Here is a 23,395-nt window from a genome sequence, read left to right as displayed (position 1 = left end):
GGCTTATGCCGGGCTGTCTTGGGCCGGCAGCAAGAGCTGGATCAAAGTGCCCTGGCCCGGCTGCGAGCTCACCGTCAGGCGCCCGCCCTCGGCCTCCACCCGCACGCGCATACCGAGCAAGCCATAGGCCGAACGCGGCGTAGCGTCGGCATCGAAGCCCAGGCCATCGTCACGCACCGACACCGTCACCCAGCCCTGCGCCTGTTTCATCTCCACCCAGAGCTGACTCGCCTGCGCGTATTTGGAGATATTGGTGATCGCCTCTTGCAGCACGCGGTAAACCACGATCTCGGTGCCGCTGGCCAGTGCCACCGGATGCAAATCGCAATGCGCTTGCACGCCCTGGGCCTCGGCAAAGTCACGCACCAAGATCTCCAGGGTCGGCAGCAGGCCGAGATTGCTCAACGTGGAGGGCCGCAAATCCTCGATGATGGTGCGCCCCAGGGCGATGCTGGCATTGAGGGTGCTGACCAGATGCGCCAAGCGCTCCAAGGCCTCGGTCACGCCAGGCGCGGGCACCGGCGCCTGGTTCAGGCGCGACTTGATGCGCGCGGCATCCAGCTTGGCCGAGGTCAGCAAGGCGCCCAGCTCATCATGCAGATTGCGCGCCAGGCGGCCGCGCTCATCTTCGCGGGCGGTCAGCAAGTGTTGGGTCAGCTCGGTCAGCATCAGCTTGCTGATGCCGGCCTCGTCTTGCAGCTGATCGCGGTCGTCTTGCAGGCTGCGGCTGGAGTCCTGCAGCTGCTGTTTCAGAATCAGGCTCTTGCGCACATACAAGAACAAGGCCAGCAAGCAAGCCGCGCAAAGGGCGGCCAGGCCGATGCGGTTGACCAGCAGGGTGCTGGCCAGCGCGGCTTGCTCCAGGGCCGTGCGATCAAGTTCGAGCGCCAAAAGCTTTCTGACATCGGCACGGAAGGCCTCCATCAAGGTCTTGCCGACGCCACTGCTGACCAATTGCCGGGCCTGCTCGTGCTGGCCGGACTCGGTCAAGCGGACGCCGGCTTCAAGCAGCGCGATCTTGGCCTCCCATTGCTGCTTGGTGTCGGCCAAGATCGGGACAAAGCTGGGGTCAGCACCGTAAGCCAGGTTCAGCGCCTGCATGCCTTCTCGGCTGGCTGCCAGACCACGCTCATAGGGTTCCAGATAGGTTTTATCAGCGGTCAGCAAATAGTTGCGCTGGCTGGTTTCAGCGTCGAGCAAGCCGACCAACATCATGCGCGTGGTCGCTCGCATCTTCGTCATGACGGTCAATTCCTCCAGGCTCTCTGTGGCCTGCAAATAGGAACTCTCGCTCAGAAAGATAACGGCCACCGTCGCCACACAGGCCAAGGGCACGACCAGCGGACTGCGCCTTGCGACAGTGAAAAGATTCATAAGCCGGCCCAAAGGGAATTCGTGGGATCATGGCCCATAGGAGCGCCGTCACACCCATGATTCGTATTGCCATTGTTGATGACCACGCCATCGTTCGCGCCGGCTTGCAGCAGTTTTTTGCCGAGCAGATCGATTTCCAAGTCGTGGCCGAGGCGGCCACCGGCCGGGCGGCGATGGAGATCGTGCGCCAGGGTGAGGTCGATGTGATCTTGCTGGACATTTCCATGCCCGACCAGAGCGGCGTCGATACCCTGGCCGCCATCAAGGCGCGCGCGCCGGACTTGCCGGTCTTGATTTTGAGTGGCTTCCCCGAGGCCCATTACGCCACCACCTTGCTGCGCCAAGGTGCCAGCGGCTATCTGAACAAGGACTGCGACCCGGATGAGATTGTTCGCGCCATCCGCACCGTGGTGCGCGGGCGCAAATACATCAGCGCCGGTGTGGCCGAGCAATTGGCCAACGGGCTGGCCAGCGGCGGCGACCGCCCACCGCATGAAAGCTTGTCGGAGCGTGAGTTGCAGGTCTTCTTGCGCCTGGCCCGGGGTGAGACGATTGGCCATATGGCCGACAGCATGTCGCTCAGCGTCAAAACAGTCAGCACCTACCGCACCCGGGTGATGGAAAAAATGTCGCTCGCATCCAATAGCGACCTGACCTACTACGCCCTGAAGAACGGCCTGATTCAATAAGGCCGGCGGGCGGGCAGCGCGGGGACTCACTCGCCAAGCACTGCGCGCGCCCATCTCAGTCCAAGCCAGCGCGGCCGGTGTCGCCCACCGCCAAGCGGCAGCAATAGTCCAGCAAATCATCGATTTCATTGGACTTGTCGAACACCCGCGCCGCACCCAAGGCCAGGCACTTACGCCGCATATCGCTGGTGGCGTAGTTGCTGAGCACCACCATGGTGTGGTGGCCGGGTATGGCGCTGAGCGCCGTCAACACACCGATGCCTGAGCCCTGCTTCAAGAAGATATCGACGATGGCCAGGTCGAAGCGCTGCGCGTTCTGGCGGGTCCACTGCACCGCGCTGGCCTCATCTTCGGCCGTACCGACCACTTCGATCGGACCGAGCTCTTCCAGGGTCGCGATCAAATTCTCACGGATCACCGGGCTGTCCTCGACGATGTAAGTCTTGAGCCTGGCCATGGGCCGCGCAAGTTCGATGGGGTCAGGGGCCGAGATTTCAGGTGTCATGGGGGGTGGCGGCTGGCTGGGCAAGGCCCAAACGTATCCCGCTGACCTCGGGTCATTGGTGGATGGGCCGAGTGTGCCAGCAAAGCCACGCATGCCGCAGGTTGGACTTGCCCGGCTTGATGTAGGAATTGGCCTACAGCAGCAGCCCAAGGCCCATGCGTAGGACAGCAACTACGCGCTCCCAAGCCCCCGTCTGCTTCCGCAAAAGGGTGCTGGCTTCAACACTGCTCCTACCGTAGCAATGATGCCGCTCAAATTCAACATTAGCGGTGAACCACTCTCACTTCAGGAGCTTTCGATGAGTTCAAAGCTGAAACTACTGGCCGCTGCAGCGGGCCTCGCCTTGGCCACCCAGGCCGGCGCCCAGATCACCCTTTACGAGCATGACAGCTTCGCCGGCCGATCCTTCAAAACGCAGAACAAGGTCAACAATCTGCAGCGCTATGGCTTCAACGACATGGCCTCCTCGGCGGTGGTCGGCAATGGGCGCTGGGAGGTTTGCGATCAGCAGAATTTCGGAGGGCGCTGCGTCATCTTGCGCCGTGGCAACTACCTGAACTTCTCATCCATGGGTCTGAACGACCGCATCTCGTCGGCGCGCGCGGTGTCGGCCAATGCCCAATACGAGGATGAGCGCTATGCCCCCGCGCCGGTGTCCAGCTATGACTCGCGCCGCCGCGATAACGAGCGCCTGTATGAGGCCGAGGTCACCTCGGTGCGCGCCGTGATGGGCCATCAAGCCCAACAGCGCTGCTGGATTGAGCAGCAAGAAGTCTCCCAAAGCAGCAATGCCAATGTGCCGGCCGCCCTGGTGGGCGCCTTGATTGGCGGCGTGCTGGGTCACCAGGTGGGCGGCGGCCGCGGCAAAGACCTGGCGACCGTGGGTGGTGTGGTGGCCGGCGCGGCACTCGGCTCGCGGATGGGGGATGACGGGCCATCAAGCCGAACCCAGGACGTGCAGCGCTGCAGCTCCGACACGGGCCAACAACAAGGCCAGCCTGAGTACTGGGACGTGTCCTACACCTTTCAGGGCCGCCAGCACCGCATGCAAATGAGCTCACCCCCGGGCCGCACCATCATCGTCAACCGGCAAGGCGAACCGCGCACTTGAAGTCACGCGCAGCCATGGCCCGGCGCTGACCGTAGGACATTGACTACCCCGACAAGCGAAGTCGTCCGCTAGGCCAGCCGCCCCGGCAAGCCAACACTGGGGACTCGCTCACCCGTCGCAAAAGGTCCCCCATGAGCTTCGTTCTTTTAGCGCTGACCGCGCTGGCGTTTGCGTCCTCATGCGGACTCGCGATTTTGAGCTGGTATGCCGCAGAGCAAGTCCAGGCGGAAATGGGGCGCCAGGCGCTGGGCGGCTTGCGGATCTGGGATGACTGATCGCCCCCAAGCCGATCGCGCACCCACAAAAAATTCTTCCTCCCTTTCTTTCATCAACCACCAAGGAACATCATGAACACTCAATTCAATCTCAAGGCTTCAATCCTTCTTGCCGCCCTGTTCTGCGTGCCTGTGGCGCAAGCCGCCATGACCAGCAACGATGAGTACAAGGCCAACAAGACCCGCATTGCCGCGGACTACAAGTCCGAGAAAGCGGCCTGTGGCGCCATGAACGGCAATGCCAAGGACATTTGCGTTGAGGAAGCGAAGGGTCGCGAAAAGGTGGCACTCGCTGAAGGCGAATATGCCCACACCGGCAGCGCCGCCGACAGCAAAAAAGTGATCATCGCCAAGGCGGAATCGAACTACGCGATCGCCAAAGAAAAATGCGATGACCGGTCCGGCAATGACAAGGACGTTTGCGTCAAAGAAGCCAAGGCAGTCGAAGCCAAGATCCTGGCCGATGTGAAGTTGAGCAAGAAGATCGACTCGGCCGTGAAGGACGATGTGCAAACCAAGCGTGACGCCGACTACAAGGTGCGTGTCGAGAAGTGCGACTCCCAGTCCGGTGACGCCAAGGCCAGCTGCGTGGCGAACGCCAAGGCCAGCGTCGGTAAGGACTAAGTTTTAGTTCGGGGCAGTGAGATGCCCGGTCGACATGCCAGCAGCCCAGGCCCCGCTTGGGCTGCGCCTTGAAAGGATGGCCTCGCCATGATTGCGTTTCAAGTCAGCGATATGAGTTGTTCGCGTTGTGCCGGCGCCATCACCAAGGCACTCAAAGAGGCCGATCATTCCGCCTTGGTGCGGGTGGATCTGGCCACTTTCACGGTCGAGATCGAGCCCAGCCACGCCACAGCGCGGCAGCTGAGCGATGCGATCAAGCGGGCCGGCTATTCGCCGGTGGCGGCATGAAGAAGACTTTTGCGGTTTCCAAGGTCAGGCTGGATGCTGGCGGGCGCATCACCGCCGTGCTCTGGGGTCCGGTGGACACCGAGAAAAACGCCTGGGCCGCGCCCGAGGTGGAAGTGCCGGTGAGCAAGGCCGTCAAGGCCATTCGCGCCGGCGCCCCGGTGTTCGCCCTATTTCCTTCGACCCATGGTCACATCCCCGACCGCCAGTTCATGGTGGCAGACTATGAGGGCGGCCGCGCCACCATTGTGATGGACGGCCCAGCCACCCATGAGCGCGAGGTCCACGATATGGACCGGCTTGCCTGAGGACGGATGCGATGAATAGCTTGACCAAAATGGCCCTCGGCCTGATCGGCCAATTGAAGCCTTTGCCGGCGCTTGAAGGTGCCAGCACCCTGCTGCACTTGCCTGCGCCCTCGCTGAGCGGCGGCATGCCCTTGATCGCTGCGCTGGCCAGCCGGCAGTCGCGGCGCGAGTTCGCGCCCGAGCCTCTGGCCGAACAACAACTCTCCGATCTGCTGTGGGCCGCGGCCGGCATCAACCGGCATGAACTCGGCGGGCGCACCGTGCCCAGCGCGATGAACTCGCAAGAGGTGCTGCTGTATGTGGCGATGCCGCAGGGCCTGTTCCTCTACGAGCCGTTGCCTCACCATTTGCGCCTGATCGTTGCCAGCGATGTGCGCCGCGTCACCGGCCAGCAAGATTTTGTCGACACCGCCCCGCTGGACCTCGTCTTTGTGGCCGACCATTCGCGCCTGGGCCTGGTGCCCGCCGCCCAGCGCGAGGCCTATGCCTACGTCATGGCCGGTGCGATGGCGCAGAACGTGTATCTCTACTGCGCCTCGGAAGGCCTGGCCACGGTGATTCGTGCTTGGTTCGACCGCGACGCGCTGTCGCAAGCCATGGGCCTGCAAGCCGATCACCAACTGCTGCTGTCGCAGACGGTGGGCGGGATGAAGGCAGAGTCCAGCGCCTGAACGCACAGGCGCCGCACAAGGGCATGGTCGCTTCAATGCCATCGCCAACGATCAAACGCCAGCGACCGCGCCAAATATGGCGCCGGCCGCCGCGGTGACTGCCATCGCCACCGCGCCCCAGAACGCGACCCGCCAAGTGCCGCCCCAGATGGGCGCCCCGCCCGCCTGGGCCGAAAGCGCGCCCAGGCCGGCCAAAAAGGCCAGGGACGAGGCGGACACCCAAACACTCAGCTGCGCAGGCGCAGCCACCACAGTCACGGCGACAACGGCAATCGGCAAGGCGGCACCCAACGCAAAGCTGGCCGCTGAAGCCCAGGCCGCCTGAAGAGGCCGCGCGGCCGTGGTGTCAGACAAGCCCAATTCGTCCCGCCCATGGGCCGCCAGCGCGTCATGCGCCATCAACTGCGCGGCGACTTGATCGGCCAGCGCCAAGCTAAGGCCACGGCCGACGTAGATGTCCGCCAACTCGCGCTGCTCACCCGCAGGGTCTTGGGCCAGCTCGGCACGCTCACGTGCCAAGTCGGCATGCTCGGTGTCCTTTTGCGAGTGCACCGAGATGAACTCCCCCGCCGCCATCGACATGGCACCGGCGATCAGGCCCGAGACGCTGGTGAGCAAAATCAATCGCGGCTCGGTGCCGGCTGCCGCCACACCCAGCACCAGGCTGGCAGTGGACACGATGCCGTCATTGGCGCCCAGCACGGCGGCGCGCAGCCAGCCGATGCGGGCGCTGCGGTGGTTTTCAGCGGGAAGACGCATGACTCAAACCCCCATCAAATTTCTAGTTAGCCAGGCCGAACGCTTGTGCCAGCTACTCATGCCGCAGCGCCTCAATCGGGTCCATGCGCGCCGCGCGGCGGGCCGGGAAGTAGCCGAACACCACGCCAATCACCGCGGAGAACAACAGGGACAGCAGATTGATGGCCGGATCGAATGTGTAGGGCACGCCCATCACACCCGACAGCGCATAAGACGCCGCCGTGGCAATGACGATGCCGATCACGCCGCCCAGAGCCGACAGCACCACCGCCTCGATCAGGAACTGCAGCAGCACCTCGCTCTCCAGCGCGCCCACGGCTAGGCGCAGGCCGATCTCGTGGGTGCGCTCAGTGACGCTGACCAGCATGATGTTCATGATGCCAATGCCGCCCACCAGCAGGCTGACCGCCGCCACCGCGCCAAGCAAGCTGGTCAGCACGCCCATGGTGCTGGACAAGGTTTCGGCGAGTTGCTGGGTGTCGAAGATATTGAAGTTGTCGTCATCGCTCTCGGCCAGGTGGCGGCGCTCGCGTAGCAGCTGACGCAGGCTGGCTTTGAGCGGCGCGCTGTCACTGCCGTCTTGCATGGACACCAGCAAAACGCCCACCTTGCGGCTGCCGGTGACCCGCCGCTGCAGCGTGTGCAGCGGCAGCAGCACAGTGTCGTCTTGATCCCCCATGCTGCCCTGCCCCTTGGCCGCCAGGATGGCGATCACCTCGCAGGAGAAATGCTTGACCCGCAACTGCTGGCCCAGGCCGGTCTGCCCCACGCTGCCGCCCCAGAGTTCGCGCCGCACCGTCTCGCCGATGATGCACACGGCCGCACCCGAGAGCTGCTCATCGGGCGCGAACAGCCGGCCGCTGGCAAGCTCCCAATTGCCGGTCTCGAACCAGGCATTGCTGCTGCCCACCACCGTGGTGGCCCAGTTGCGCCCATTAGCCACCACGGTGGCGGTGGCGCGGCCCTGGGGTGCCACCGCAGCCACGCCGCCGATCTGCGCGGCGATGGCCTCACCATCGGCCTCAATGAACTGCGGCACACCGCCGCCGCCCCCGCCGCCACCGATGCGCTGGCCCGGGCTGACCATCAGCAAATTGGTGCCCAAGCTGGTGATCTTTTCTTCAATCGCCTGCGTAGCGCCATTGCCCAAGGTCACCATGGTGATGACGGCGCTGACGCCGATGACGATGCCCAGAATGGTAAGAAATGAGCGCAGCATATTGCGCCTCACCGAGCGCAGCGCCAGCATGAAGACGCTGAACAGCATCAGATGCTCTCCACACTGCTCTCAATGCCGTCCATCACCGGCGCGGCCGTGGTCGGATTGGGGTTGAGCACATCCTTGGCGATGCGGCCATCAACGAAATGCACCATGCGCCGCGCGTACGCGGCCATATCGGGCTCATGCGTCACCATCAGCACGGTGATGCCGTGGTCACGGTTCAGCGCCATCAGCAGGCCCATGATCTCGTGGCTGCGCAGGGTGTCCAGATTGCCGGTGGGCTCGTCGGCCAGCACCACGGCGGGCTGGGTGACGATGGCGCGGGCAATCGCCACCCGCTGCTGCTGGCCGCCCGAGAGCTCGCCCGGCGTGTGCTGCTCCCAGCCGGCCAAGCCCACATCGGCCAAGGCCTTGGCGGCCGCGCTGCGGCGCGCCGCCGCACCGTCGCCCCGGTACAGCAGCGGCAACTCCACATTCTCTTGCGCCGAGGTACGCGCCAGCAGATTGAAGCCCTGGAACACAAAGCCCAGGTAGCGCCGCCGCAAGCGCGCACGCTGGTCGCGCGACAGCGCTTCGACATGCGCGCCGCGGAACAGATACTGACCGCTGCTGGGCGTATCCAGGCAGCCCAGGATGTTCATGGCGGTAGACTTACCCGAGCCGCTGGGGCCCATGATGGCAACGAATTCGCCGGCGTCGATGTCCAGGTTGATGCCCTTGAGCGCCAGCAGCTCCGCCGCACCGCTGCCATAGCGTTTGCTCACGCCGCGCAACTCGATCAGGCGCGTGCTCATTTGGCACCCGCTGTTTGCTGGGCGGTGATGACCCGCATGCCGGCGCTGAGCGCGCCGCTGACGATCTCGGTCATATGGCCGTCGCTGATGCCAGGCACCACGGCCACCGCCTTGGGCACCGCGCCGCTGATGGCTACGCCGTTTGAGTCAGCGGGCAAGACCCAGACCTGGCGTGCCGCGGCCGTGCTGGCGCCATCCGCCGCGCCGCGGCGCCTACTCTCGGTCTTGGGCGGGCCGAAGGCAATGCCTGAGGCAATGCCCTTCTTAGCGGCGGCCGCGGCCGTACTGGGCGCGTAACGCAAGGCGGCATTGGGCACCAGCAGCACGTCTTTGCGCTGGGTGGCCACGATGATGGCGGTGGCCGTCATGCCCGGGCGCAGGCTGAGGTCGGCGTTGTCCACATCGAGGTAGGTCAGATAGGTGACGACGTTGTCGGTGATGGTCGAGCCAAAACCCACCCGCGTGATGCGCGCCGGGAAGGGCCGGCTCAGATAGGCGCTCACGGTGAAGGTGGCCGCCTGCCCAACCTTGACCGCCCCCACATCGGCCTCGTCCACATAAACCCAGAGGCGCAGCCGGGCCAGATCCTCGGCCACGGTGAACAGCGTGACTGCCTGCAGCGAGGCGGCAACCGTGTTGCCGGGGTCGACCGCGCGGGTCAGCACCACGCCATCGGCGGGCGCGGTGATCGAGGCTTTGGAGAGGTTGATCTGGTCGGTGGAGAGTGCAGCCAGCGCATCGCTGATGCCGGCCTGCGCGCTGCCGTCATCGGCCACAGCGCGGGCCAGGGTGGCGCGGCCGCTATCCAGCTCGGCCTTGGACGGCACCTTGCCGCCGGACAGGCGCGCCACTTCCTCTAGCCGGCCTAAAGCGGCGCGGGCTTCGGCCACGGTGGCCCCGGTCTGCGCATGCCGGGCGTGGGCGGCAGCCAAAGTGGCTTGTGAGCGCAGGATCTGGCCGCGCAGCTTGGCGGTGTCCAGCACCACCAGCACCTGGCCTTTTTTGATGCTGTCATTGACGTCGACATTGACCTTCAAGACCGTGCCCGACAGCTCACTGCCAATATTGATGGAGCGCGTGGGCTGCACCGTGCCATTGGCGGTGACGGTCAGCGTGAGATCGCCCCGCCCCACCACCACCGTGGTGTAGCCCGGCTCCGCCTTGGCCGCCCGCCCCGCCCACCACCAGGCAAGGCCAGCCGCGGCTAGCAACACGGCGGCGAGCAAGCCCCACAGCCAGCGCCGCAGGTACCAAGGCCGCGCAGCCGGCTCGCCCAACAGTTCAGACAGATCGGCGCCGGGCGTGGCCGTGCTTGTTGCTGCTGCGGGTTTGGCTTCAGCCTTTGCCTCAGCCTTTGCCTCAGGTTTGGCGGCAGCTTGGGGCTCGGTTGGAGTGGCGGCGGCAACTTCGGGCGCAGGCACGGGCACGGGAACTACCACTGGAGCCGGGGGCGGGATCGCTAAGTTCATCTGTTGGGTGCTTCCACTGCGGGCGACCAACCGCCGCCTAATGCTTTGAATAAGCGCACCTGGTCGCTACCCACTTCGGCACTGGCGCTGGCCACGCCGTCCTGGGTGGCGAACTGGGTGCGCTGGGTTTCGAGCACGGTTTGAAAATCGATCAGGCCGCTGCTGTAGCGCTGGCGGGCCAGCTGAGCGGCGCTGCTGGCGGCGTCGGCCGCCAAGCGCAGGCTGGCCAGGCGCAGGCGCGCGCCCTGCAGCGCCAGCAGCGCGTCTTCCACTTGCTGCAAAGCGGCAAGCACTGCCGCGCGATACAGCAACTGCGCCTGAGTCAAAGCCGCCTGCTGCACACGCAGCTGCGCGCTCAGGGCGCCGCCATCGAAAAGCGGCAAGCTCACACTGGCCAGCAAGCTGCCCAGCACCGCATTGCTATTGCCCAGCGCGCCGACCGTGGCAGCACTCCAGCCCAAAGAACCGCCAATGGCAAAGCTGGGATAGCGTTGCGCCTGGGCCTGTGCCTCGCGGGCCAGGGCCGCGGCCACTTGGTATTCGGCCGCGCGCACATCGGCACGTTGGCGCAAGGTCTCGGCGGGGATGTTCAAGGTTAGCGCCTCGCGCGCTTGCGGGACCTTGAGCGCCGAACTCACAGCGCCAAGCTCGGCCATCTCCAACAGGGCCGCCGGCGGCCGCCCCGTCAGCACCGCCAGCGCATGCAGCGTCTGCCCGCTGCTGGTTTGCAGCAGGGGAAGCAGCGCGCGGCTTTGCTCGACGGCGGCGCGCGCCTGCTCGGCCTCCAGCGCGGTGACCAAGCCCGCTTGCTGGCGCCACAGCGTGATCTGCAGCGTTTCCTCCTGGCTGGCCAGGTTCTCGGCCGCGATGAGGCTGCGCACCTGGCTGGTTCGCAGCAAGATGTAGTTCAGCGCCACTTCCGCCGCGATTTGCACCTGCACATCGCCCAGGCTGGCCTGGCTGGCCGCGAGGCCGGCTTCGCCCGCTTCCAAGGCGGCACGCCGCGCGCCAAACAAGTCCAGTGCCCAGCTGGCATCGGCACCGAGCTGAAAGTTGTTGCCACTGCTGCGGCCGCCCACCGTGCCACGCTGCGCGGAGGCTTGGGCCGTCAAATTCGGCCACAAGGCGGCAGCGGCAAGATCGCGCAAGGCCCGCGCCTGACCCAGCGCGGCACGCGCGCCCTGCACCGTGGTGTTGGCCTGCAGGGCTTGGCCTTCCAAGGCATCCAGTTGCGCATCATCAAAGCGCTGCCACCAAGCCAAGAGCGAAGCGGTGCTGACGGCGGAGCCGCCTGCTGCCGCTGATGCCGCCGCAGTGCCCCTTGACCAAGCGACGGGCATATCGAGCTTGGCCAGCGGCGCTTGCTCGCTTGGCGCCAGCGACGCACAGGCCGCCAAGCTGCCGAGCAAGCCCAGGCCGGCGAAGCGGCACGCCAAAGTCGCGCCTGGCGCGATGCCCATGTGCAGCCTCACCGGCGCGGCCGACCGGCGTTGCGGCGCGGCGTCGCCAGGCCGGCAAGTTCGCCAGGGCCATCAAGGTTCAGGGGCATGATGCAAGTCCTCCGCTGCTGCAGCCAACCGGCCATGTCGGCGAGTTGTGACGATGACGCAGTTTTAGAAGGCGATGAACAGGCCGTCTGTTCGGCAGCGCACATGGCGGTGAACTGAGCGCGCACCGCAGCGTGGGTCAAGCCCCAATGAACGACTTGGTTTAAGCGGGGCGAATTCACCCGCGCAGGCCGAGGCCCTCAGCCCTGCGCCCATGCACAGGGTTAAAGCCGCCGACCGATTGCACGGCGCTGGCGGCCCGCCGCACCGCCTCAAAATCCGACGCCAACATATCGACCGGCCGGCACTGAGCTAGATGCGCGTTAGCCCCAGCGAACCAAGCCGCCACCGCCCAGCCCGACCACAGCTGCGGCAAGGCGGCACGCACCTCTTGCGCCTCCGCCTTCAAGGCCAAGTCCTGCGCCTCAAACTGAAACATCGGTATCCACAAACTGCTGCGCCATTCAAAGCCGAAGACTTGGCCGGTATGAACGAGTTGGACGAGTTGAACAAGTTGGGTAAGGCTGCAGGCACGGCCGAGCTGATATTCCTCCAGCAAGCGCGCCAACACATCAGCCGGTGCCGTGCCCCCCGTCGCCCGGAAGGCCTCCAGCAAGGCGATGAAGCCGCGGCCGCTGGGCACTTCAAGTTCAGACGGTGGCGGGTAGGTGAATGAGGGCGCAAATGCGGCAAGGCCGGCGCGGCTCATTGCGCCCCCTTGTGATCTTTTTGGCCCGTGTTCTTGTGCCGGCCCAGCACTTCATTGGGCTCGGTCGGCGCGAGGGGTGACTTGGCTGCGGGCTTGTTTTGCGCGGGCTTAGTCGGCCGCCCAGGCACGGGCGCCATCCAGGGGCTTTGGTACTTCTTGTTCATCAGGAGCTCCTATCAAAACGTGGGCACCGGCGTCCGCAATGACGTCAGCATGGGAACGCACAGCCTAAGCAAGCCCAGCGCGGCCTTCTGTGCGACAGCGCACGCGCGCGACATCAGTTCATTGGCGCTTCAAGGTGCGCTGTCGCACAGAAATCATGTGCACCGGCGCGCAAGCTCAAGCCCCTCAAGCAACCGGATGGACACTTATGAAAACTGATTCACAGCTGCAACAAGACGTGATGGCCGAGCTGAAGTGGGAGCCTTCGGTGCATGCCGCGCAGGTCGGCGTCGAGGTCAAGGACGGTGTAGTGACGCTGGCCGGTGAGGTCAGCAGCTATACCGAGAAACTCAATGCCGAGCGCGCCGCGCAACGGGTGCATGGCGTCAAGGCCTTGGCCGTGGAAATGTCGGTCAAGCTCTCACAACTGGGCAAGCGCAATGATGCGGACATCGCCGGCTCCGCCCGCAATATCCTGAGCTGGACCAGCTCACTCCCCAGCGACGCCGTCAAGGTGCTGGTGGAGGACGGCTGGCTGACCCTGTCGGGCGATGTGGAGTGGCAATTCCAACGTCAAGACGCCGCGGACAGCGTGCGCTATCTGATGGGCGTGGTCGGCGTCAGCAATCAGATCGCCATCAAGCCCTTGTTGTCGGCCACGGTCGTCAAGGCGGACATTGAGTCTGCACTCAAGCGTCGCGCCGCAGCCGATGCCAAGACCATCACGGTCGAGGTCAAGGGTACCGACGTCACCCTCACCGGCACCGTGCACAGCTGGGCCGAGCGTGACCTGGCCAGACGCTCCGCCTGGGGCAGCGTGGGCGTGCGCAATGTCGTCGACAAGATGAACCTCGTCTGAGCGAGGTGGCGCGGATTGCGAGCGAGGCAGGTCCTGCTTGTTTCGCACGCGATCAGTCAGCCGTGGCCGAGCGGCGTCATTCCGTCTCGCCTTGGCATGCTCACAGGACCAACAATCAGCAAGGGGCAGCAGCATGGACATCACCACACACCGCGCACGCATCATCGGCCCGGTCTCTTACCTGGCCGGCACGGGGCGCAAACAACGCATTCCAATCGGGCCTTGTCTGGTTGAAAGCCGGGACGGGCGGCCGATCGACATCGTCTGGGGCGCGCAGGGGCAAAGCTCCGTCACCCTGCCCTTCGAAGATTTACAAGCCGCCCAAGATCAAGGGCATTTGGTGCTGCTGGACTGATAACGCCGATGCTGTGCGGATAGGTTCAAGACTGGGGCACGGGTGGGCGCAATTGCAATTCGAACTGCGCCAGGCTGGCCACATAGACCGCAGTCATGGCACGGTCCAGGCTCTCCGGGCTGAAGGCATCAGAGTTCGCGAGTTCAGCGGTGCTGTGAAGCGGTTCCCGCTGGGCCAGCGCCGCCATCACCACATCGCCACAGGCATCCAGCAGTCGGACATCCAGCGCTAGGTAGGCCTCTTGGCCCTGCGCCATGCCATCAAGCAAAGTGATGTCAACGATGCCGATCAGACCACGCTGGCCAACCAGGGCCAAAAAGGTCGAGTGCCCGCGCGGCGTCTGCCTGACTTGCACATCACCGCGCAGGCCGATGCCCTGAAAGCGCCGCAGCAGTATTTGCGCACATGCCTCAAGACGCGGCTGCAAGGCCTGCGTCAAACGGGTGACGGTGATCTCCCTTGCCGGCTGGCTGGGCGCTGCGGAGATGGGGTGTGGGATGGCCATGACTCAGATTGTCCGGCGCGAGCACTGGGCGCCATGCCCGAAACAGCCGGGTCATCGCCGCTCACCCATGTTCTGGACGCAGCCGCTGGCGGGCTATTGATTCAACCCCAAACGGCGGGGTGACTGCCAGCATCAGATGGGGCGGCAGCGCTTTGCTGAAGTGTTGGCATGCGCGTGGGAAACATCCGCGAAAAAGAGCGCCGCACATTCGGAATTCCGCAGACACCCTGCCCACTCAGCGAGCACCCTAGGCTCAAGCATCGCGTTGTTATGGCTGTTTCGGACCCGCAATGGAAAAACGGCCTAGCTGCTTACGCCGCTAGGCCGTTAGTCTCTTCTTATAAATGGTCGGAACGGTGGGATTCGAACTCACGACCCCTTGCACCCCATGCAAGTGCGCTACCAGGCTGCGCTACGCCCCGACTGAGCTTTGCATTATAGGACAGTTTTTTGTCCCATGCAAAGAATTACTTTAAAAGATCTTCGCGTATTGAAAAAAGCTCGTCCCGGATCTGTTCGATAGACCAAGGACCTGCAGGCATTGTACTCGTGCTGGCACGGTGAATTTGGCTAACAGCCAAAGCTGCGGCCGAAACACCCTGGCTTGAAGCAACGGTCTTGCGAGGCAAGTCATCTGCATCCAAGGCGCCGACATCAAAGCCCTCGATGTCGTCCGCCGCATCGACATCACTGTCTTGCAAATGCTCAAAAGCAAGGGCCGCGTCGCCACGCGAGCTGGCGGCATCGACCAACTGATTGCGGGCGCCGCTGATGGTGAAGCCCTGCTCGTACAGCAAGCTGCGGATGCGGCGAATCAGCAGCACTTCATGGTGCTGGTAATAGCGCCGATTACCGCGCCGCTTCATGGGCTTGAGTTGGGTGAACTCCTGCTCCCAGTAACGCAGCACATAAGGCTTCACGCCACAAAGCTCGCTCACCTCACCGATGGTGAAGTAGCGCTTGGGCGGAATGGCGGGAAGCACGTTGTCCATGCAAATCAAGGGCTAGACCTTTGGGAGCTCAGACTCTACTCGATGTCGTCTTCATCGCACGCATCGCCTTGCACTGCACTCTTGAGTTTGTGGCTGGCGTGAAAAGTCACCACATCGCGCGCCTTGATCGGGATGGACTCACCGGTGCGCGGATTGCGTCCCGGGCGCGGTGCCTTGCGGCGGATATTGAAATTGCCAAAGCCTGAGAGCTTGACGTCATCACCGCGCACCAGATTGGCGTGGATGATGTCGAAGAAGGCCTCGACCATGTCCTTGGACTCGCGCTTGTTCAGGCCCAGCTTGTCGAACAGCAGCTCGGCCAGTTCGGCCTTGGTCAAGGTGGGCGTTTCCAGGCTGGGCAGCAGCACGCGGGCAGGCGCGCTGGGCGTGCTCAAAGCATCCAGCTTGCTGTCATCGGCGCTGTTGTTCTTATTGTTTTCCATCGTCATCATCAAGCAAGCGTTCGCTGTTCTCAGGTGGGTGGAGCAAGAGCTGGATGGTTCTGAGACTATCAGCCGCGCAAGCGCGCGCCCAGCCCTTGAGCGAGTGCCGCGATCACAACTGCCACCGTCTGCTCGATGCGCTCGTCGGTCAAGGTTTGCTCATCGTCCAGCAATTCCAGGCGCACGGCCATGCTGCGCTCGCCGTCCTTCAGGTCAGCGCTGGCCTGGGTCGGCTTGAACACGTCAAACAGCTTGGCCGAGCGGATCAGGCCTTGGTGGGCCGAGCCCAGAATGGTCTGCATCAAGGCATCGTGTGTGACGCCCTCGCCCACGATGACGGCCAGATCACGCAGCACAGCTTGCTGGCGAGGAATGGCCTGGGCAGCGGGCAGCACGCGTTGCAGCGTGGCATCGAGGTCCAGTTCGAACAGCACCGGCGCGCTGGGCAGTTCATAGCCCTGGCGCCATTTGGGATGCAGCTCGCCGATCACACCGATGTCAACGCCGTCCAACTCCACACGGGCACTGCGGCCGGGATGCAAAGCGGGATGCTCAGCCGCCACGAAGCGCAGCTGACGCGGCGCGAACAGCGCCTCCAAATCACCCTTCACATCGAAGAAGTCGATCAGGCGATCACGCTGGCTCCACTGCTGCTGCTCGGCCGGGCCAAAGGCCAAGCCGGCCAGACGCATGGGCTGGTGAATGCCGGCCACGCTGGTGTCGCCCTGCTGCACCGAAGCGTCGCGCAGGAACACGCGGCCGATCTCGAACAAGCGCACGCGCGAGGCGCGGCGGCTCAGGTTGTAACGCAAGGTGTTGACCAGGCTGCCGATCAAGCTGGTGCGCATCACGGCCAGTGGTGCTGCGATCGGGTTGAGCAACTGGATAGGATTCTGATTGCCCGCCAATTCCTTTTCCCAGCGCGCTTCAACAAAGCTGAAGTTGATGGTCTCGAAGTAACCCAGGCCGGCGACGGCGCTGCGCAGTGCATGCGTGGCGCGGCGCGACTCCGAGCCCACCTTGGCCACCACGGGCGCCAGCGGCGGCGTGTCCGGCAGCGTGGGGTAGCCCAGCACGCGGATGATTTCTTCGATCAGGTCTTCTTCGATGCGCAGATCGAAGCGGAAGCTCGGTGGCGTCACGGTCAGCACGCCGCCATTGGCGTCGCTCTCGGTGAAGCTCAGGCCCAGGCGGGTGAAGACGCGGGCGCAGTCTTCCTGCGTCACCGGCATGCCGATGATCTTGGCGGCGCGCGCCACGCGCAGGGCCACCGGCTGACGCTCGGGCAGCGTGGTGATGGTGTCGTCGATCGGGCCGGCCTGGCCGCCGCAAATCTCCAGCACCAGCTGGGTGATGCGCTCGATATGGGCCACGGTCAGGGCCGGGTCAACACCGCGCTCGAAGCGGTGGCCTGCGTCGGTCGAGAAAGCGAAGCGGCGCGAACGGCCCATCACCGCCTCGGGCCACCAGAAAGCGGCTTCGACGTAAATGTTTTGCGTGTCGTCCGACACAGCAGTGGCGTCGCCGCCCATGATGCCGGCCAGGGACTCAGGCGCCTGGCTGTCGGCCACCACGCCAACCTTCTCATCCAGCTCGACGGTATTGCCGTTGAGCAGCTTGAGCGTCTCGCCCTGCTTGGCCCAGCGAACCACCAGCTCGTCGTGGATCTTGTCCAGATCGAAGATATGCGAGGGGCGGCCCAGTTCGAACATCACATAGTTGGAGATGTCCACCAGCGCCGTCACCGAACGTTGGCCACAGCGCGCCAGACGATCCACCATCCACGCGGGCGTTTGCGCCTTGGTATTGACGCCGCGCACGATGCGGCCGGAGAAACGGCCGCACAGATCAGCAGCCTCGATACGCACCGGCAGCTTGTCTTGATGCGCCACCGGCACCGGCGTGCAATCAGGCTGAGTCAACGGTGTGCCGGTCAGGGCCGAGACCTCACGGGCAATGCCGTAGACGCTCAAGGCATGGGCCAGATTCGGCGTCAGCTTGAGGGTGAACAAGGTGTCATCCAAGTTCAGGTGTTCGCGGATGTCTTGGCCCACAGGGGCATCGGCGGCCAGTTCCAACAGGCCGCCATGCTCTTCGCTGAGCTTGAGCTCACGCGCCGAGCACAGCATGCCGTAGCTCTCGACGCCGCGCAGCTTGCCAACGCCGATCTTGAAGGCCTTGCCATCTTCGCCCGGGGGCAATTCGGCGCCCACAGTGGCCAGCGGCACCTTGATGCCGGCACGCGCATTGGGCGCGCCGCAGACGATTTGCAGCGGCTCGGCCGCGCCGACATTGACCGAGCAGATGCGCAGCTTATCGGCGTTAGGGTGTTGCTCGGCCGACAAGATCTCGGCCACTTTGATGCCGTGGAAAGGCGGCGCCACCGGGCGCAGCTCTTCGACTTCCAAGCCGGACATGGTCAACAGCTCGGCCAGTTCTTGGGTGTTCAGTGCAGGGTTGCAAAAGGCCCGCAGCCAGGATTCAGGAAATTGCATGGTGTGTGTTCTCTCGGGTTCTCAGATGGTGGCGTGGGATGAGGTGCTGGGCCTCACTTGAACTGCGACAAGAAGCGCAGATCACCATCAAAGAACTGGCGCAAATCATTCACGCCGTAACGCAACATGGCCAGGCGGTCGATGCCGGAGCCAAAAGCAAAGCCGATGTAACGCTCAGGGTCCAGGCCCATATTGCGGACCACCTGCGGGTGCACCTGGCCGGAGCCAGACACTTCCAACCAACGGCCTTTCAGCGGGCCGGACTCGAACATGATGTCGATCTCAGCGCTGGGCTCGGTGAAGGGGAAGTAGCTCGGACGGAAGCGCAGCTGCAGCTGGTCGGTCTCGAAGAAGGCGGTGATGAAGTTGAGATAGACCGCCTTCAAGTCCTTGAAGCTGATGTTCTCGCCAACCCACAGGCCTTCGACCTGGTGGAACATGGGGGAGTGCGTGGCGTCGTTGTCGACCCGGTAGGTGCGGCCGGGGGCGATGACGCGAATCTCAGGCATGTGGTCCTGACCGGCATAGCGGCGGGCATGGGCCTGGGCATAGCGGATCTGCATCGGACTGGTGTGCGGACGCAGATTGAAATAGCGCCCGCCTTCGTCCTTCATATCCACATAGAAGGTGTCCTGCATGGAGCGCGCAGGATGGTTCTCAGGATTGTTGAGGGCCGAGAAGCTGAACCAGTCGGTCTCGATCTCAGGGCCATCGGCAACATCAAAACCCATCGAGCCGAAGATGGCCTCGATGCGCGCCATGGCACGCGTGATCGGGTGCAAGGCACCGGTGCCACGGCTGCGGCCTGGCAGGGTGACGTCCAGCGCTTCAGCCTTCAGCTGCAGAGCCAACTCGGCATCGGCCAGGGCTTGGCGGCGCTCGGTCAGCGCGGCCTCGATGCCACTCTTCAAGACATTGATCTCGGCGCCGCGCGCCTTTTTCTCGTCCACAGGCAGGGCCGCCAGACCCTTGAGCAACTCGGTCACGCGACCGGCCTTGCCCAGAAAACGAGCCTTGGCGTTCTCCAGTTCGGCAGGCGTGCTGGTGGCGGCGAATTCGGCCTGGGCGGCTTGCAGCAATTGTTCGAGATCAGTCATCTTGAAGAGGAAATTTCGGGCGGAAACAAAAAAGGCCGAGCACCAGGGTGTCGGCCTTGAGGTTGCTCACCGCGGCTCCCGAAAGAGCCGCGGCTGCAAAGAACCGCCAAAGGCGGCCCTCTGCATTAAGCCAGTGCGGCCTTAACCTTGGCGAAGACGGTGGCAAAGCCAGCCGGATCGTTGACGGCCATGTCGGCCAAGACCTTGCGGTCGATCTCGATCTGAGCCTTCTTCAGGCCAGCCACAAACTTGCTGTAGGTGAGTCCCAGGCCACGGCTTGCTGCGTTGATACGAGCAATCCACAGAGCACGGAACACACGCTTCTTGGCGCGACGGTCACGGTAGGCGTATTGGCCTGCCTTCATCACCGCCTGTTTGGCGATGCGGAAGACATTCTTACGACGACCACGGAAGCCCTTGGCCAGAGCCAGGACCTTCTTGTGACGGGCACGAGCGGTAACACCACGTTTAACGCGAGGCATATTAAATCTCCTTTAGTTAAATGGGTTTACAGACCAAAGCCGGGCAACATCTGAGCGATGTGACCCATATTGGTTTCGTGCACGGCAACCGAACCACGCAGATGGCGCTTGTTCTTGGTCGACTTCTTGGTCAGGATGTGGCGCTTGAACGCTTGACCGCGCTTGACGGTACCACCCGGACGAACGCGGAAGCGCTTCTTCGCGCTGCTCTTGGTCTTCATTTTGGGCATGTGAGTGCTCCTTTTAAGATGTCCCAGGGGCGGTTGAGGGCCTCTCAACACTTGCCAGCCTCTGGAGACTAATAAGCCCGCCGATGACCAAATCAGCGGGCTTGAACTTCATACGGGCGCCATCTTGGCCGCCTGCCGGGCCGCCCCAAAGGCGGCCACCTTGCAATCAAAACCGGGCCACTGCCCGCTTTTGATTGCACCCCCTCGGGGGGTGGGTCCGTGTACTCACGGACCCGGGGGTCAACAGTCCTTAGCGCTTTTTCGGCGCCAGCACCATGATCATCTGACGGCCTTCAAGGCGCGGCATATTCTCAACCACGGCCACATCCGCCAACTCATCGCGGATGCGTTCCAACAAGCGCATGCCGATGTCTTGGTGGGTAATTTCACGACCGCGGTAACGCAGCGTGACCTTGCCCTTGTCACCATCCTCAGCGATGAAGCGGCGCAGATTGCGCATCTTGATCTGGTAGTCGCCTTCGTCCGTACCCGGGCGGAACTTGACTTCCTTGATTTCGATGACCTTCTGCTTGGACTTCGCCTCGGCCGCACGCTTTTGCTCGATGTACTTGAACTTGCCGTAGTCCATCAGGCGGCACACAGGCGGTGTCGCGGTGGCGGAAATTTCGACAACGTCAACATCCAACTCGCCCGCCATGCGCAGCGCTTCTTGGATGCTCACGATTCCGAGCGGCTCGTTTTCCGGACCGTTCAGACGAACTTCGGGAGCCATGATTTCGCGATTCAGCCGATGCTTACGCTCCGGTACAGCACGACGGTCAGCAAAAGTAGCGATGGTGAAAACCTTTCAGCGAGCCCCAAGGCGAGAGGCCCAAACAAAACAAAAGCGCGCCTCGCTTGGCAAGAATCAGGTCTTTGAGGAGATATCGGCTGAGGCCTTCGCTTGGAAGTCTGTCAGAGCCATCACACCCAAATCCTGGTTGCCACGGGCGCGCACCGCAACGGTTCCATTTGCCTTCTCCTTGTCGCCTACAACCAGGATGAAAGGAACCTTTTGCAAAGAATGCTCGCGGATTTTATACGTGATCTTCTCGTTACGCAAATCGGCCTGAACTCTAAGCCCTTGTTTCTGCAGCGATTTCACGATTTCCGCGACGTAATCCGCTTGTGCGTCGGTGATATTGGCCACCACCACCTGCGTCGGCGCCAGCCACACCGGCAGCGCGCCGGCATGCTGTTCGATCAAGATGCCGATGAAGCGCTCCAGGCTGCCGACGATGGCGCGGTGCAGCATGACCGGGGTCTTGCGCTGGCTGTCCTCATCGACAAACTCGGCCTCCAGACGCGAGGGCATATTGGAGTCGATCTGAATGGTGCCACACTGCCACTGGCGACCCAGGGCATCCTTGAGCGCGTATTCGATCTTGGGTGCGTAGAAGGCTCCCTCGCCATGGGCGATCTCGAACTCGCAGCCCGAACGACGCAGCGATTCCATCAACACCTGCTCGGTGCGATCCCAATACTCATCCGTGCCGATGCGCGCCTCGGGGCGAGTTGCCACCTTGTAGACGATGTCGGTGAAGCCGAAGTCGGCATAGACCTTCTTCAGCAGCGCCGTGAAATTGGCGCACTCGTCGAGGATCTGGTCTTCGGTACAGAAGATGTGGCCGTCGTCCTGCGTGAAGCCGCGCACACGCATGATGCCGTGCAGGCCACCCGTCGGCTCGTTGCGATGGCACTGGCCGAACTCACCGAAGCGCAGCGGCAGATCGCGGTAGCTCTTGATGCCATGCTTGAAGATCAGGATGTGACCCGGGCAGTTCATCGGCTTCAAGGCGTAGTCACGCTTCTCCGACTCGGTGATGAACATATTGTCCCGGTACTTGTCCCAGTGGCCGGACTTCTCCCACAGGCCCTTGTCCAGGATTTGCGGACCCTTAACTTCCTGGTAGCCGTTGTCGCGGTAGACGCGGCGCATGTACTGCTCCACTTCCTGCCAGACGGTCCAGCCCTTAGGGTGCCAGAACACGGTGCCGGGCGAATGCTCGTCGATATGGAACAGGTCCAGTTCACGACCCAGCTTGCGGTGGTCGCGCTTCTCCGCCTCTTCCAGACGCAGCAGGTACTTCTGCAGATCATCCTTGCTGGCCCAGGCCGTTCCGTAGATGCGCTGCAATTGCTCGTTACGGTGGTCGCCGCGCCAGTAGGCGCCAGCCACCTTCATCAGTTTGAAATGCTTGAGCTTGCCGGTGGACGGCACGTGGGGGCCGCGGCACAGGTCAGTGAACTTGCCTTCGGCGTAAAGCGACACCGCCTGATCGGCCGGGATGCTCTCGATGATCTCGGCCTTATAGGCCTCACCCAGGCTCTTGAAATAAGCCACAGCCTCGTCGCGCGGCAAAACCGAGCGGGTGACCTTTTCGTCCAGCTTGGCCAGCGCCGTCATCTTGGCTTCGATGGCCGCCAAATCCTCGGGCGTGAAGGGGCGCTTGTACGAGAAGTCGTAGAAGAAGCCATGCTCGATCACCGGGCCGATGGTGACCTGCGCCTCGGGGAACAATTCCTTGACGGCATAGGCCAGCAAGTGGGCGGTGGAGTGGCGAATGACCTCCAGGCCATCGGCATCCTTGTCGGTGATGATGGCCAGCTGCGCGTCGGCCTCGATCAAGTGGCTGGTGTCCACCAAATTGCCGTCCACACGGCCAGCCAGCGCGGCCTTGGCCAGGCCGGCGCCGATGGAGGCAGCCACATCGGCCACGGTGACGGCTTGCGGAAATTCACGCTTGGAACCGTCAGGCAGTTGAATCGAAATCATTGCTCAGTACTCCGAAATTTGCGCGGGCGCTTGTGGCAGAAGATGAATAAAGCCAGCCCGACAATGAAAAAAGCGCGGCCACTGTGCCGCGCTTTTGACTGGGTTGCTGCTTTGAAAACAGCTAAGAAAGACGTGACAAGCCGCGGCCGACTAGAGAACCTGTGAGGTTGTGCTCGTAGTTCGCGGTGTCATAACCATGATGCCTTTCTCGCCCTTGTTCGTTGATCGAGCTGAGATTGTAGACGAGCCCTTGCAGAGCCCGCCATTTTTAGCGCCTTGAGCAGCGCAATCGCTACGTTCGCTTCTAACGCCGCTGACCGCGCTCGATCTCATTGCCGATCACCGCGCCGCCGATCACGCCAATGGCGGTGCCCACGCCAGGCTCCACCGCATGGCCCAGCACACCGCCGACCACACCACCCACCAGCGCCCCACCACCCGAGCTGGGGCCTGCGCCGTAGCGACTGGGGCCGTAGCCGCGCCGTCCATGATCATCACCATAGCCGCGCCGCTCGTCGTAGTGGTGGTGATGGCCGCCACGCGGGGCGACCCAAACACAAGCACTCAAGCTGCTGGCAGCGCACAGAACGACAAGCAAGCGCAACCCACGCGACAAGTCTTTGCGGGGCTGAAAAGCGGGGGATTCAGACATGGCGG

General features: G+C 63.4%; 28 protein-coding genes and 1 tRNA gene. 9 read left to right on the top strand and 20 right to left on the bottom strand.

Features of this window, described 5'->3' with window-relative positions:
• Positions 1–3 precede the first annotated feature (3 nt).
• The gene (locus AT984_RS03460; protein ID WP_058718920.1) at positions 4–1,374 is read right to left on the bottom strand and encodes a CHASE3 domain-containing protein; all 1,371 of its coding nucleotides are present in this window, start codon (positions 1,372–1,374) and stop codon (positions 4–6) included.
• A gap of 56 nt (positions 1,375–1,430) precedes the next feature.
• On the opposite strand from AT984_RS03460, the gene AT984_RS03455 reads away from it, so the two are divergent.
• Complete coding sequence (locus AT984_RS03455) at positions 1,431–2,063, top strand: response regulator (protein WP_058718919.1); 633 nt, start codon at positions 1,431–1,433, stop codon at positions 2,061–2,063.
• A 55-nt stretch (positions 2,064–2,118) separates the two neighbouring features.
• Here AT984_RS03455 and AT984_RS03450 read toward each other — a convergent pair whose 3' ends face one another.
• Positions 2,119–2,568, bottom strand: a complete 450-nt coding sequence (locus AT984_RS03450; protein ID WP_442952162.1) for a response regulator — start codon at positions 2,566–2,568, stop codon at positions 2,119–2,121.
• Positions 2,569–2,866: 298 nt separating this feature from the next.
• Between AT984_RS03450 and AT984_RS03445 the strand changes: the two genes are divergently transcribed.
• The 6 genes from AT984_RS03445 (at position 2,867) to AT984_RS03425 (ending at position 5,842) form a co-directional block, all read left to right on the top strand.
• Positions 2,867–3,679: a beta/gamma crystallin-related protein gene (locus AT984_RS03445; RefSeq protein ID WP_058718918.1), complete on the top strand. Its 813-nt coding sequence runs from the start codon at positions 2,867–2,869 to the stop codon at positions 3,677–3,679.
• Between the two features lie 131 nt (positions 3,680–3,810).
• Entirely contained in the window at positions 3,811–3,954 is a 144-nt protein-coding gene (locus AT984_RS22780; protein ID WP_156421871.1) for a hypothetical protein, read from the top strand.
• A gap of 72 nt (positions 3,955–4,026) precedes the next feature.
• Positions 4,027–4,578 (top strand): hypothetical protein, encoded by a 552-nt coding sequence (locus AT984_RS03440; RefSeq protein ID WP_058718917.1) that lies wholly within the window; start codon positions 4,027–4,029, stop codon positions 4,576–4,578.
• 87 nt (positions 4,579–4,665) lie between these two features.
• A complete protein-coding gene (locus AT984_RS03435) occupies positions 4,666–4,866 on the top strand; it encodes a heavy-metal-associated domain-containing protein (protein WP_058718916.1) in 201 nt (66 codons plus the stop codon).
• The gene (locus AT984_RS03430; RefSeq protein WP_058718915.1) at positions 4,863–5,171 is read left to right on the top strand and encodes a hypothetical protein; all 309 of its coding nucleotides are present in this window, start codon (positions 4,863–4,865) and stop codon (positions 5,169–5,171) included. Before AT984_RS03435 ends, AT984_RS03430 begins: the two co-directional genes overlap by 4 nt.
• A gap of 11 nt (positions 5,172–5,182) precedes the next feature.
• Positions 5,183–5,842: a SagB/ThcOx family dehydrogenase gene (locus AT984_RS03425; RefSeq protein WP_058718914.1), complete on the top strand. Its 660-nt coding sequence runs from the start codon at positions 5,183–5,185 to the stop codon at positions 5,840–5,842.
• A gap of 51 nt (positions 5,843–5,893) precedes the next feature.
• Here the strand turns inward: AT984_RS03425 and AT984_RS03420 are convergent, their stop codons facing one another.
• The 7 genes from AT984_RS03420 to AT984_RS22775 form a co-directional block, all read right to left on the bottom strand.
• Entirely contained in the window at positions 5,894–6,601 is a 708-nt protein-coding gene (locus tag AT984_RS03420; protein ID WP_058718913.1) for a VIT1/CCC1 transporter family protein, read from the bottom strand.
• Positions 6,602–6,653: 52 nt separating this feature from the next.
• Positions 6,654–7,868: an ABC transporter permease gene (locus AT984_RS03415; RefSeq protein ID WP_058718912.1), complete on the bottom strand. Its 1,215-nt coding sequence runs from the start codon at positions 7,866–7,868 to the stop codon at positions 6,654–6,656.
• Positions 7,868–8,617, bottom strand: coding sequence for an ABC transporter ATP-binding protein (locus AT984_RS03410; RefSeq protein ID WP_058718911.1), 750 nt, complete (start codon positions 8,615–8,617; stop codon positions 7,868–7,870). The genes AT984_RS03415 and AT984_RS03410 overlap by 1 nt, the downstream gene beginning before the upstream one ends.
• A complete protein-coding gene (locus tag AT984_RS03405; protein ID WP_082679753.1) occupies positions 8,614–10,086 on the bottom strand; it encodes an efflux RND transporter periplasmic adaptor subunit in 1,473 nt (490 codons plus the stop codon). The genes AT984_RS03410 and AT984_RS03405 overlap by 4 nt, the downstream gene beginning before the upstream one ends.
• Positions 10,083–11,546, bottom strand: a complete 1,464-nt coding sequence (locus AT984_RS03400) for an efflux transporter outer membrane subunit (protein WP_082679752.1) — start codon at positions 11,544–11,546, stop codon at positions 10,083–10,085. The genes AT984_RS03405 and AT984_RS03400 overlap by 4 nt, the downstream gene beginning before the upstream one ends.
• 265 nt (positions 11,547–11,811) lie before the next feature.
• Positions 11,812–12,342: a hypothetical protein gene (locus AT984_RS03395; protein ID WP_156421870.1), complete on the bottom strand. Its 531-nt coding sequence runs from the start codon at positions 12,340–12,342 to the stop codon at positions 11,812–11,814.
• Entirely contained in the window at positions 12,339–12,506 is a 168-nt protein-coding gene (locus tag AT984_RS22775) for a hypothetical protein (RefSeq protein ID WP_156421869.1), read from the bottom strand. The genes AT984_RS03395 and AT984_RS22775 overlap by 4 nt, the downstream gene beginning before the upstream one ends.
• A gap of 206 nt (positions 12,507–12,712) precedes the next feature.
• On the opposite strand from AT984_RS22775, the gene AT984_RS03390 reads away from it, so the two are divergent.
• A complete protein-coding gene (locus AT984_RS03390; protein ID WP_058718909.1) occupies positions 12,713–13,363 on the top strand; it encodes a BON domain-containing protein in 651 nt (216 codons plus the stop codon).
• 133 nt (positions 13,364–13,496) lie between these two features.
• Positions 13,497–13,718 (top strand): hypothetical protein, encoded by a 222-nt coding sequence (locus AT984_RS03385; RefSeq protein ID WP_058718908.1) that lies wholly within the window; start codon positions 13,497–13,499, stop codon positions 13,716–13,718.
• 25 nt (positions 13,719–13,743) lie between these two features.
• On the opposite strand, the gene AT984_RS03380 is transcribed toward AT984_RS03385, so the two are convergent.
• The 11 genes from AT984_RS03380 to AT984_RS03330 all read right to left on the bottom strand — a co-directional run bounded on the left by AT984_RS03380 (position 13,744) and on the right by AT984_RS03330 (position 23,390).
• Positions 13,744–14,223: a hypothetical protein gene (locus AT984_RS03380; protein WP_058718907.1), complete on the bottom strand. Its 480-nt coding sequence runs from the start codon at positions 14,221–14,223 to the stop codon at positions 13,744–13,746.
• A 345-nt stretch (positions 14,224–14,568) separates the two neighbouring features.
• Positions 14,569–14,645, bottom strand: a tRNA-Pro gene (locus AT984_RS03375).
• Between the two features lie 45 nt (positions 14,646–14,690).
• Positions 14,691–15,215 carry a MerR family transcriptional regulator gene (locus tag AT984_RS03370; RefSeq protein WP_058718906.1) on the bottom strand — a complete coding sequence of 175 codons (525 nt, stop codon included), beginning with the start codon at positions 15,213–15,215 and terminating at the stop codon, positions 14,691–14,693.
• Between the two features lie 35 nt (positions 15,216–15,250).
• Positions 15,251–15,658, bottom strand: coding sequence for an integration host factor subunit alpha (locus tag AT984_RS03365; RefSeq protein WP_231741509.1), 408 nt, complete (start codon positions 15,656–15,658; stop codon positions 15,251–15,253).
• A 68-nt stretch (positions 15,659–15,726) separates the two neighbouring features.
• Entirely contained in the window at positions 15,727–18,153 is a 2,427-nt protein-coding gene (gene pheT / locus AT984_RS03360; RefSeq protein WP_058718905.1) for a phenylalanine--tRNA ligase subunit beta, read from the bottom strand.
• A gap of 53 nt (positions 18,154–18,206) precedes the next feature.
• Positions 18,207–19,250, bottom strand: coding sequence for a phenylalanine--tRNA ligase subunit alpha (pheS, locus tag AT984_RS03355; protein WP_058718904.1), 1,044 nt, complete (start codon positions 19,248–19,250; stop codon positions 18,207–18,209).
• A 125-nt stretch (positions 19,251–19,375) separates the two neighbouring features.
• Positions 19,376–19,732: a 50S ribosomal protein L20 gene (rplT, locus tag AT984_RS03350; protein ID WP_058718903.1), complete on the bottom strand. Its 357-nt coding sequence runs from the start codon at positions 19,730–19,732 to the stop codon at positions 19,376–19,378.
• Positions 19,733–19,758: 26 nt separating this feature from the next.
• Positions 19,759–19,962 carry a 50S ribosomal protein L35 gene (gene rpmI / locus AT984_RS03345; protein WP_058718902.1) on the bottom strand — a complete coding sequence of 68 codons (204 nt, stop codon included), beginning with the start codon at positions 19,960–19,962 and terminating at the stop codon, positions 19,759–19,761.
• Positions 19,963–20,212: 250 nt separating this feature from the next.
• Entirely contained in the window at positions 20,213–20,758 is a 546-nt protein-coding gene (gene infC / locus AT984_RS03340) for a translation initiation factor IF-3 (RefSeq protein WP_082679750.1), read from the bottom strand.
• Positions 20,759–20,830: 72 nt separating this feature from the next.
• Positions 20,831–22,738, bottom strand: coding sequence for a threonine--tRNA ligase (gene thrS / locus AT984_RS03335; RefSeq protein ID WP_058718900.1), 1,908 nt, complete (start codon positions 22,736–22,738; stop codon positions 20,831–20,833).
• A 304-nt stretch (positions 22,739–23,042) separates the two neighbouring features.
• Positions 23,043–23,390: a glycine zipper 2TM domain-containing protein gene (locus tag AT984_RS03330; protein WP_058718899.1), complete on the bottom strand. Its 348-nt coding sequence runs from the start codon at positions 23,388–23,390 to the stop codon at positions 23,043–23,045.
• Between the last annotated feature and the right edge of the window lie 5 nt (positions 23,391–23,395).

This window comes from Paucibacter sp. KCTC 42545 (assembly GCF_001477625.1).
Taxonomy (GTDB): Bacteria; Pseudomonadota; Gammaproteobacteria; order Burkholderiales; family Burkholderiaceae_C; genus Paucibacter_A.
Note: the sequence above shows the minus strand (reverse complement) of the source record. Positions and strands in the feature narration are given on the sequence as shown.

Coding starts and splice junctions, on each gene's coding strand:
- AT984_RS03455 (WP_058718919.1), top strand. CDS start 1,431: ATGATTCGTATTGCCATTGTTGATGACCACGCCATCGTTCGCGCCGGC.
- AT984_RS03445 (WP_058718918.1), top strand. CDS start 2,867: ATGAGTTCAAAGCTGAAACTACTGGCCGCTGCAGCGGGCCTCGCCTTG.
- AT984_RS03370 (WP_058718906.1), bottom strand. CDS start 15,215: ATGGACAACGTGCTTCCCGCCATTCCGCCCAAGCGCTACTTCACCATC.
- AT984_RS03395 (WP_156421870.1), bottom strand. CDS start 12,342: ATGAGCCGCGCCGGCCTTGCCGCATTTGCGCCCTCATTCACCTACCCG.
- rpmI (WP_058718902.1), bottom strand. CDS start 19,962: ATGCCCAAAATGAAGACCAAGAGCAGCGCGAAGAAGCGCTTCCGCGTT.
- AT984_RS03440 (WP_058718917.1), top strand. CDS start 4,027: ATGAACACTCAATTCAATCTCAAGGCTTCAATCCTTCTTGCCGCCCTG.
- AT984_RS03390 (WP_058718909.1), top strand. CDS start 12,713: ATGAAAACTGATTCACAGCTGCAACAAGACGTGATGGCCGAGCTGAAG.
- pheT (WP_058718905.1), bottom strand. CDS start 18,153: ATGCAATTTCCTGAATCCTGGCTGCGGGCCTTTTGCAACCCTGCACTG.
- AT984_RS03420 (WP_058718913.1), bottom strand. CDS start 6,601: ATGCGTCTTCCCGCTGAAAACCACCGCAGCGCCCGCATCGGCTGGCTG.
- AT984_RS03405 (WP_082679753.1), bottom strand. CDS start 10,086: ATGAACTTAGCGATCCCGCCCCCGGCTCCAGTGGTAGTTCCCGTGCCC.
- rplT (WP_058718903.1), bottom strand. CDS start 19,732: ATGCCTCGCGTTAAACGTGGTGTTACCGCTCGTGCCCGTCACAAGAAG.
- AT984_RS03425 (WP_058718914.1), top strand. CDS start 5,183: ATGAATAGCTTGACCAAAATGGCCCTCGGCCTGATCGGCCAATTGAAG.
- AT984_RS03415 (WP_058718912.1), bottom strand. CDS start 7,868: ATGCTGTTCAGCGTCTTCATGCTGGCGCTGCGCTCGGTGAGGCGCAAT.
- AT984_RS03460 (WP_058718920.1), bottom strand. CDS start 1,374: ATGAATCTTTTCACTGTCGCAAGGCGCAGTCCGCTGGTCGTGCCCTTG.
- AT984_RS22780 (WP_156421871.1), top strand. CDS start 3,811: ATGAGCTTCGTTCTTTTAGCGCTGACCGCGCTGGCGTTTGCGTCCTCA.
- AT984_RS03410 (WP_058718911.1), bottom strand. CDS start 8,617: ATGAGCACGCGCCTGATCGAGTTGCGCGGCGTGAGCAAACGCTATGGC.
- AT984_RS03385 (WP_058718908.1), top strand. CDS start 13,497: ATGGACATCACCACACACCGCGCACGCATCATCGGCCCGGTCTCTTAC.
- thrS (WP_058718900.1), bottom strand. CDS start 22,738: ATGATTTCGATTCAACTGCCTGACGGTTCCAAGCGTGAATTTCCGCAA.
- AT984_RS03365 (WP_231741509.1), bottom strand. CDS start 15,658: ATGGAAAACAATAAGAACAACAGCGCCGATGACAGCAAGCTGGATGCT.
- AT984_RS03400 (WP_082679752.1), bottom strand. CDS start 11,546: ATGGGCATCGCGCCAGGCGCGACTTTGGCGTGCCGCTTCGCCGGCCTG.
- AT984_RS03330 (WP_058718899.1), bottom strand. CDS start 23,390: ATGTCTGAATCCCCCGCTTTTCAGCCCCGCAAAGACTTGTCGCGTGGG.
- AT984_RS03430 (WP_058718915.1), top strand. CDS start 4,863: ATGAAGAAGACTTTTGCGGTTTCCAAGGTCAGGCTGGATGCTGGCGGG.
- AT984_RS03450 (WP_442952162.1), bottom strand. CDS start 2,568: ATGACACCTGAAATCTCGGCCCCTGACCCCATCGAACTTGCGCGGCCC.
- AT984_RS03435 (WP_058718916.1), top strand. CDS start 4,666: ATGATTGCGTTTCAAGTCAGCGATATGAGTTGTTCGCGTTGTGCCGGC.
- AT984_RS03380 (WP_058718907.1), bottom strand. CDS start 14,223: ATGGCCATCCCACACCCCATCTCCGCAGCGCCCAGCCAGCCGGCAAGG.
- AT984_RS22775 (WP_156421869.1), bottom strand. CDS start 12,506: ATGAACAAGAAGTACCAAAGCCCCTGGATGGCGCCCGTGCCTGGGCGG.
- pheS (WP_058718904.1), bottom strand. CDS start 19,250: ATGACTGATCTCGAACAATTGCTGCAAGCCGCCCAGGCCGAATTCGCC.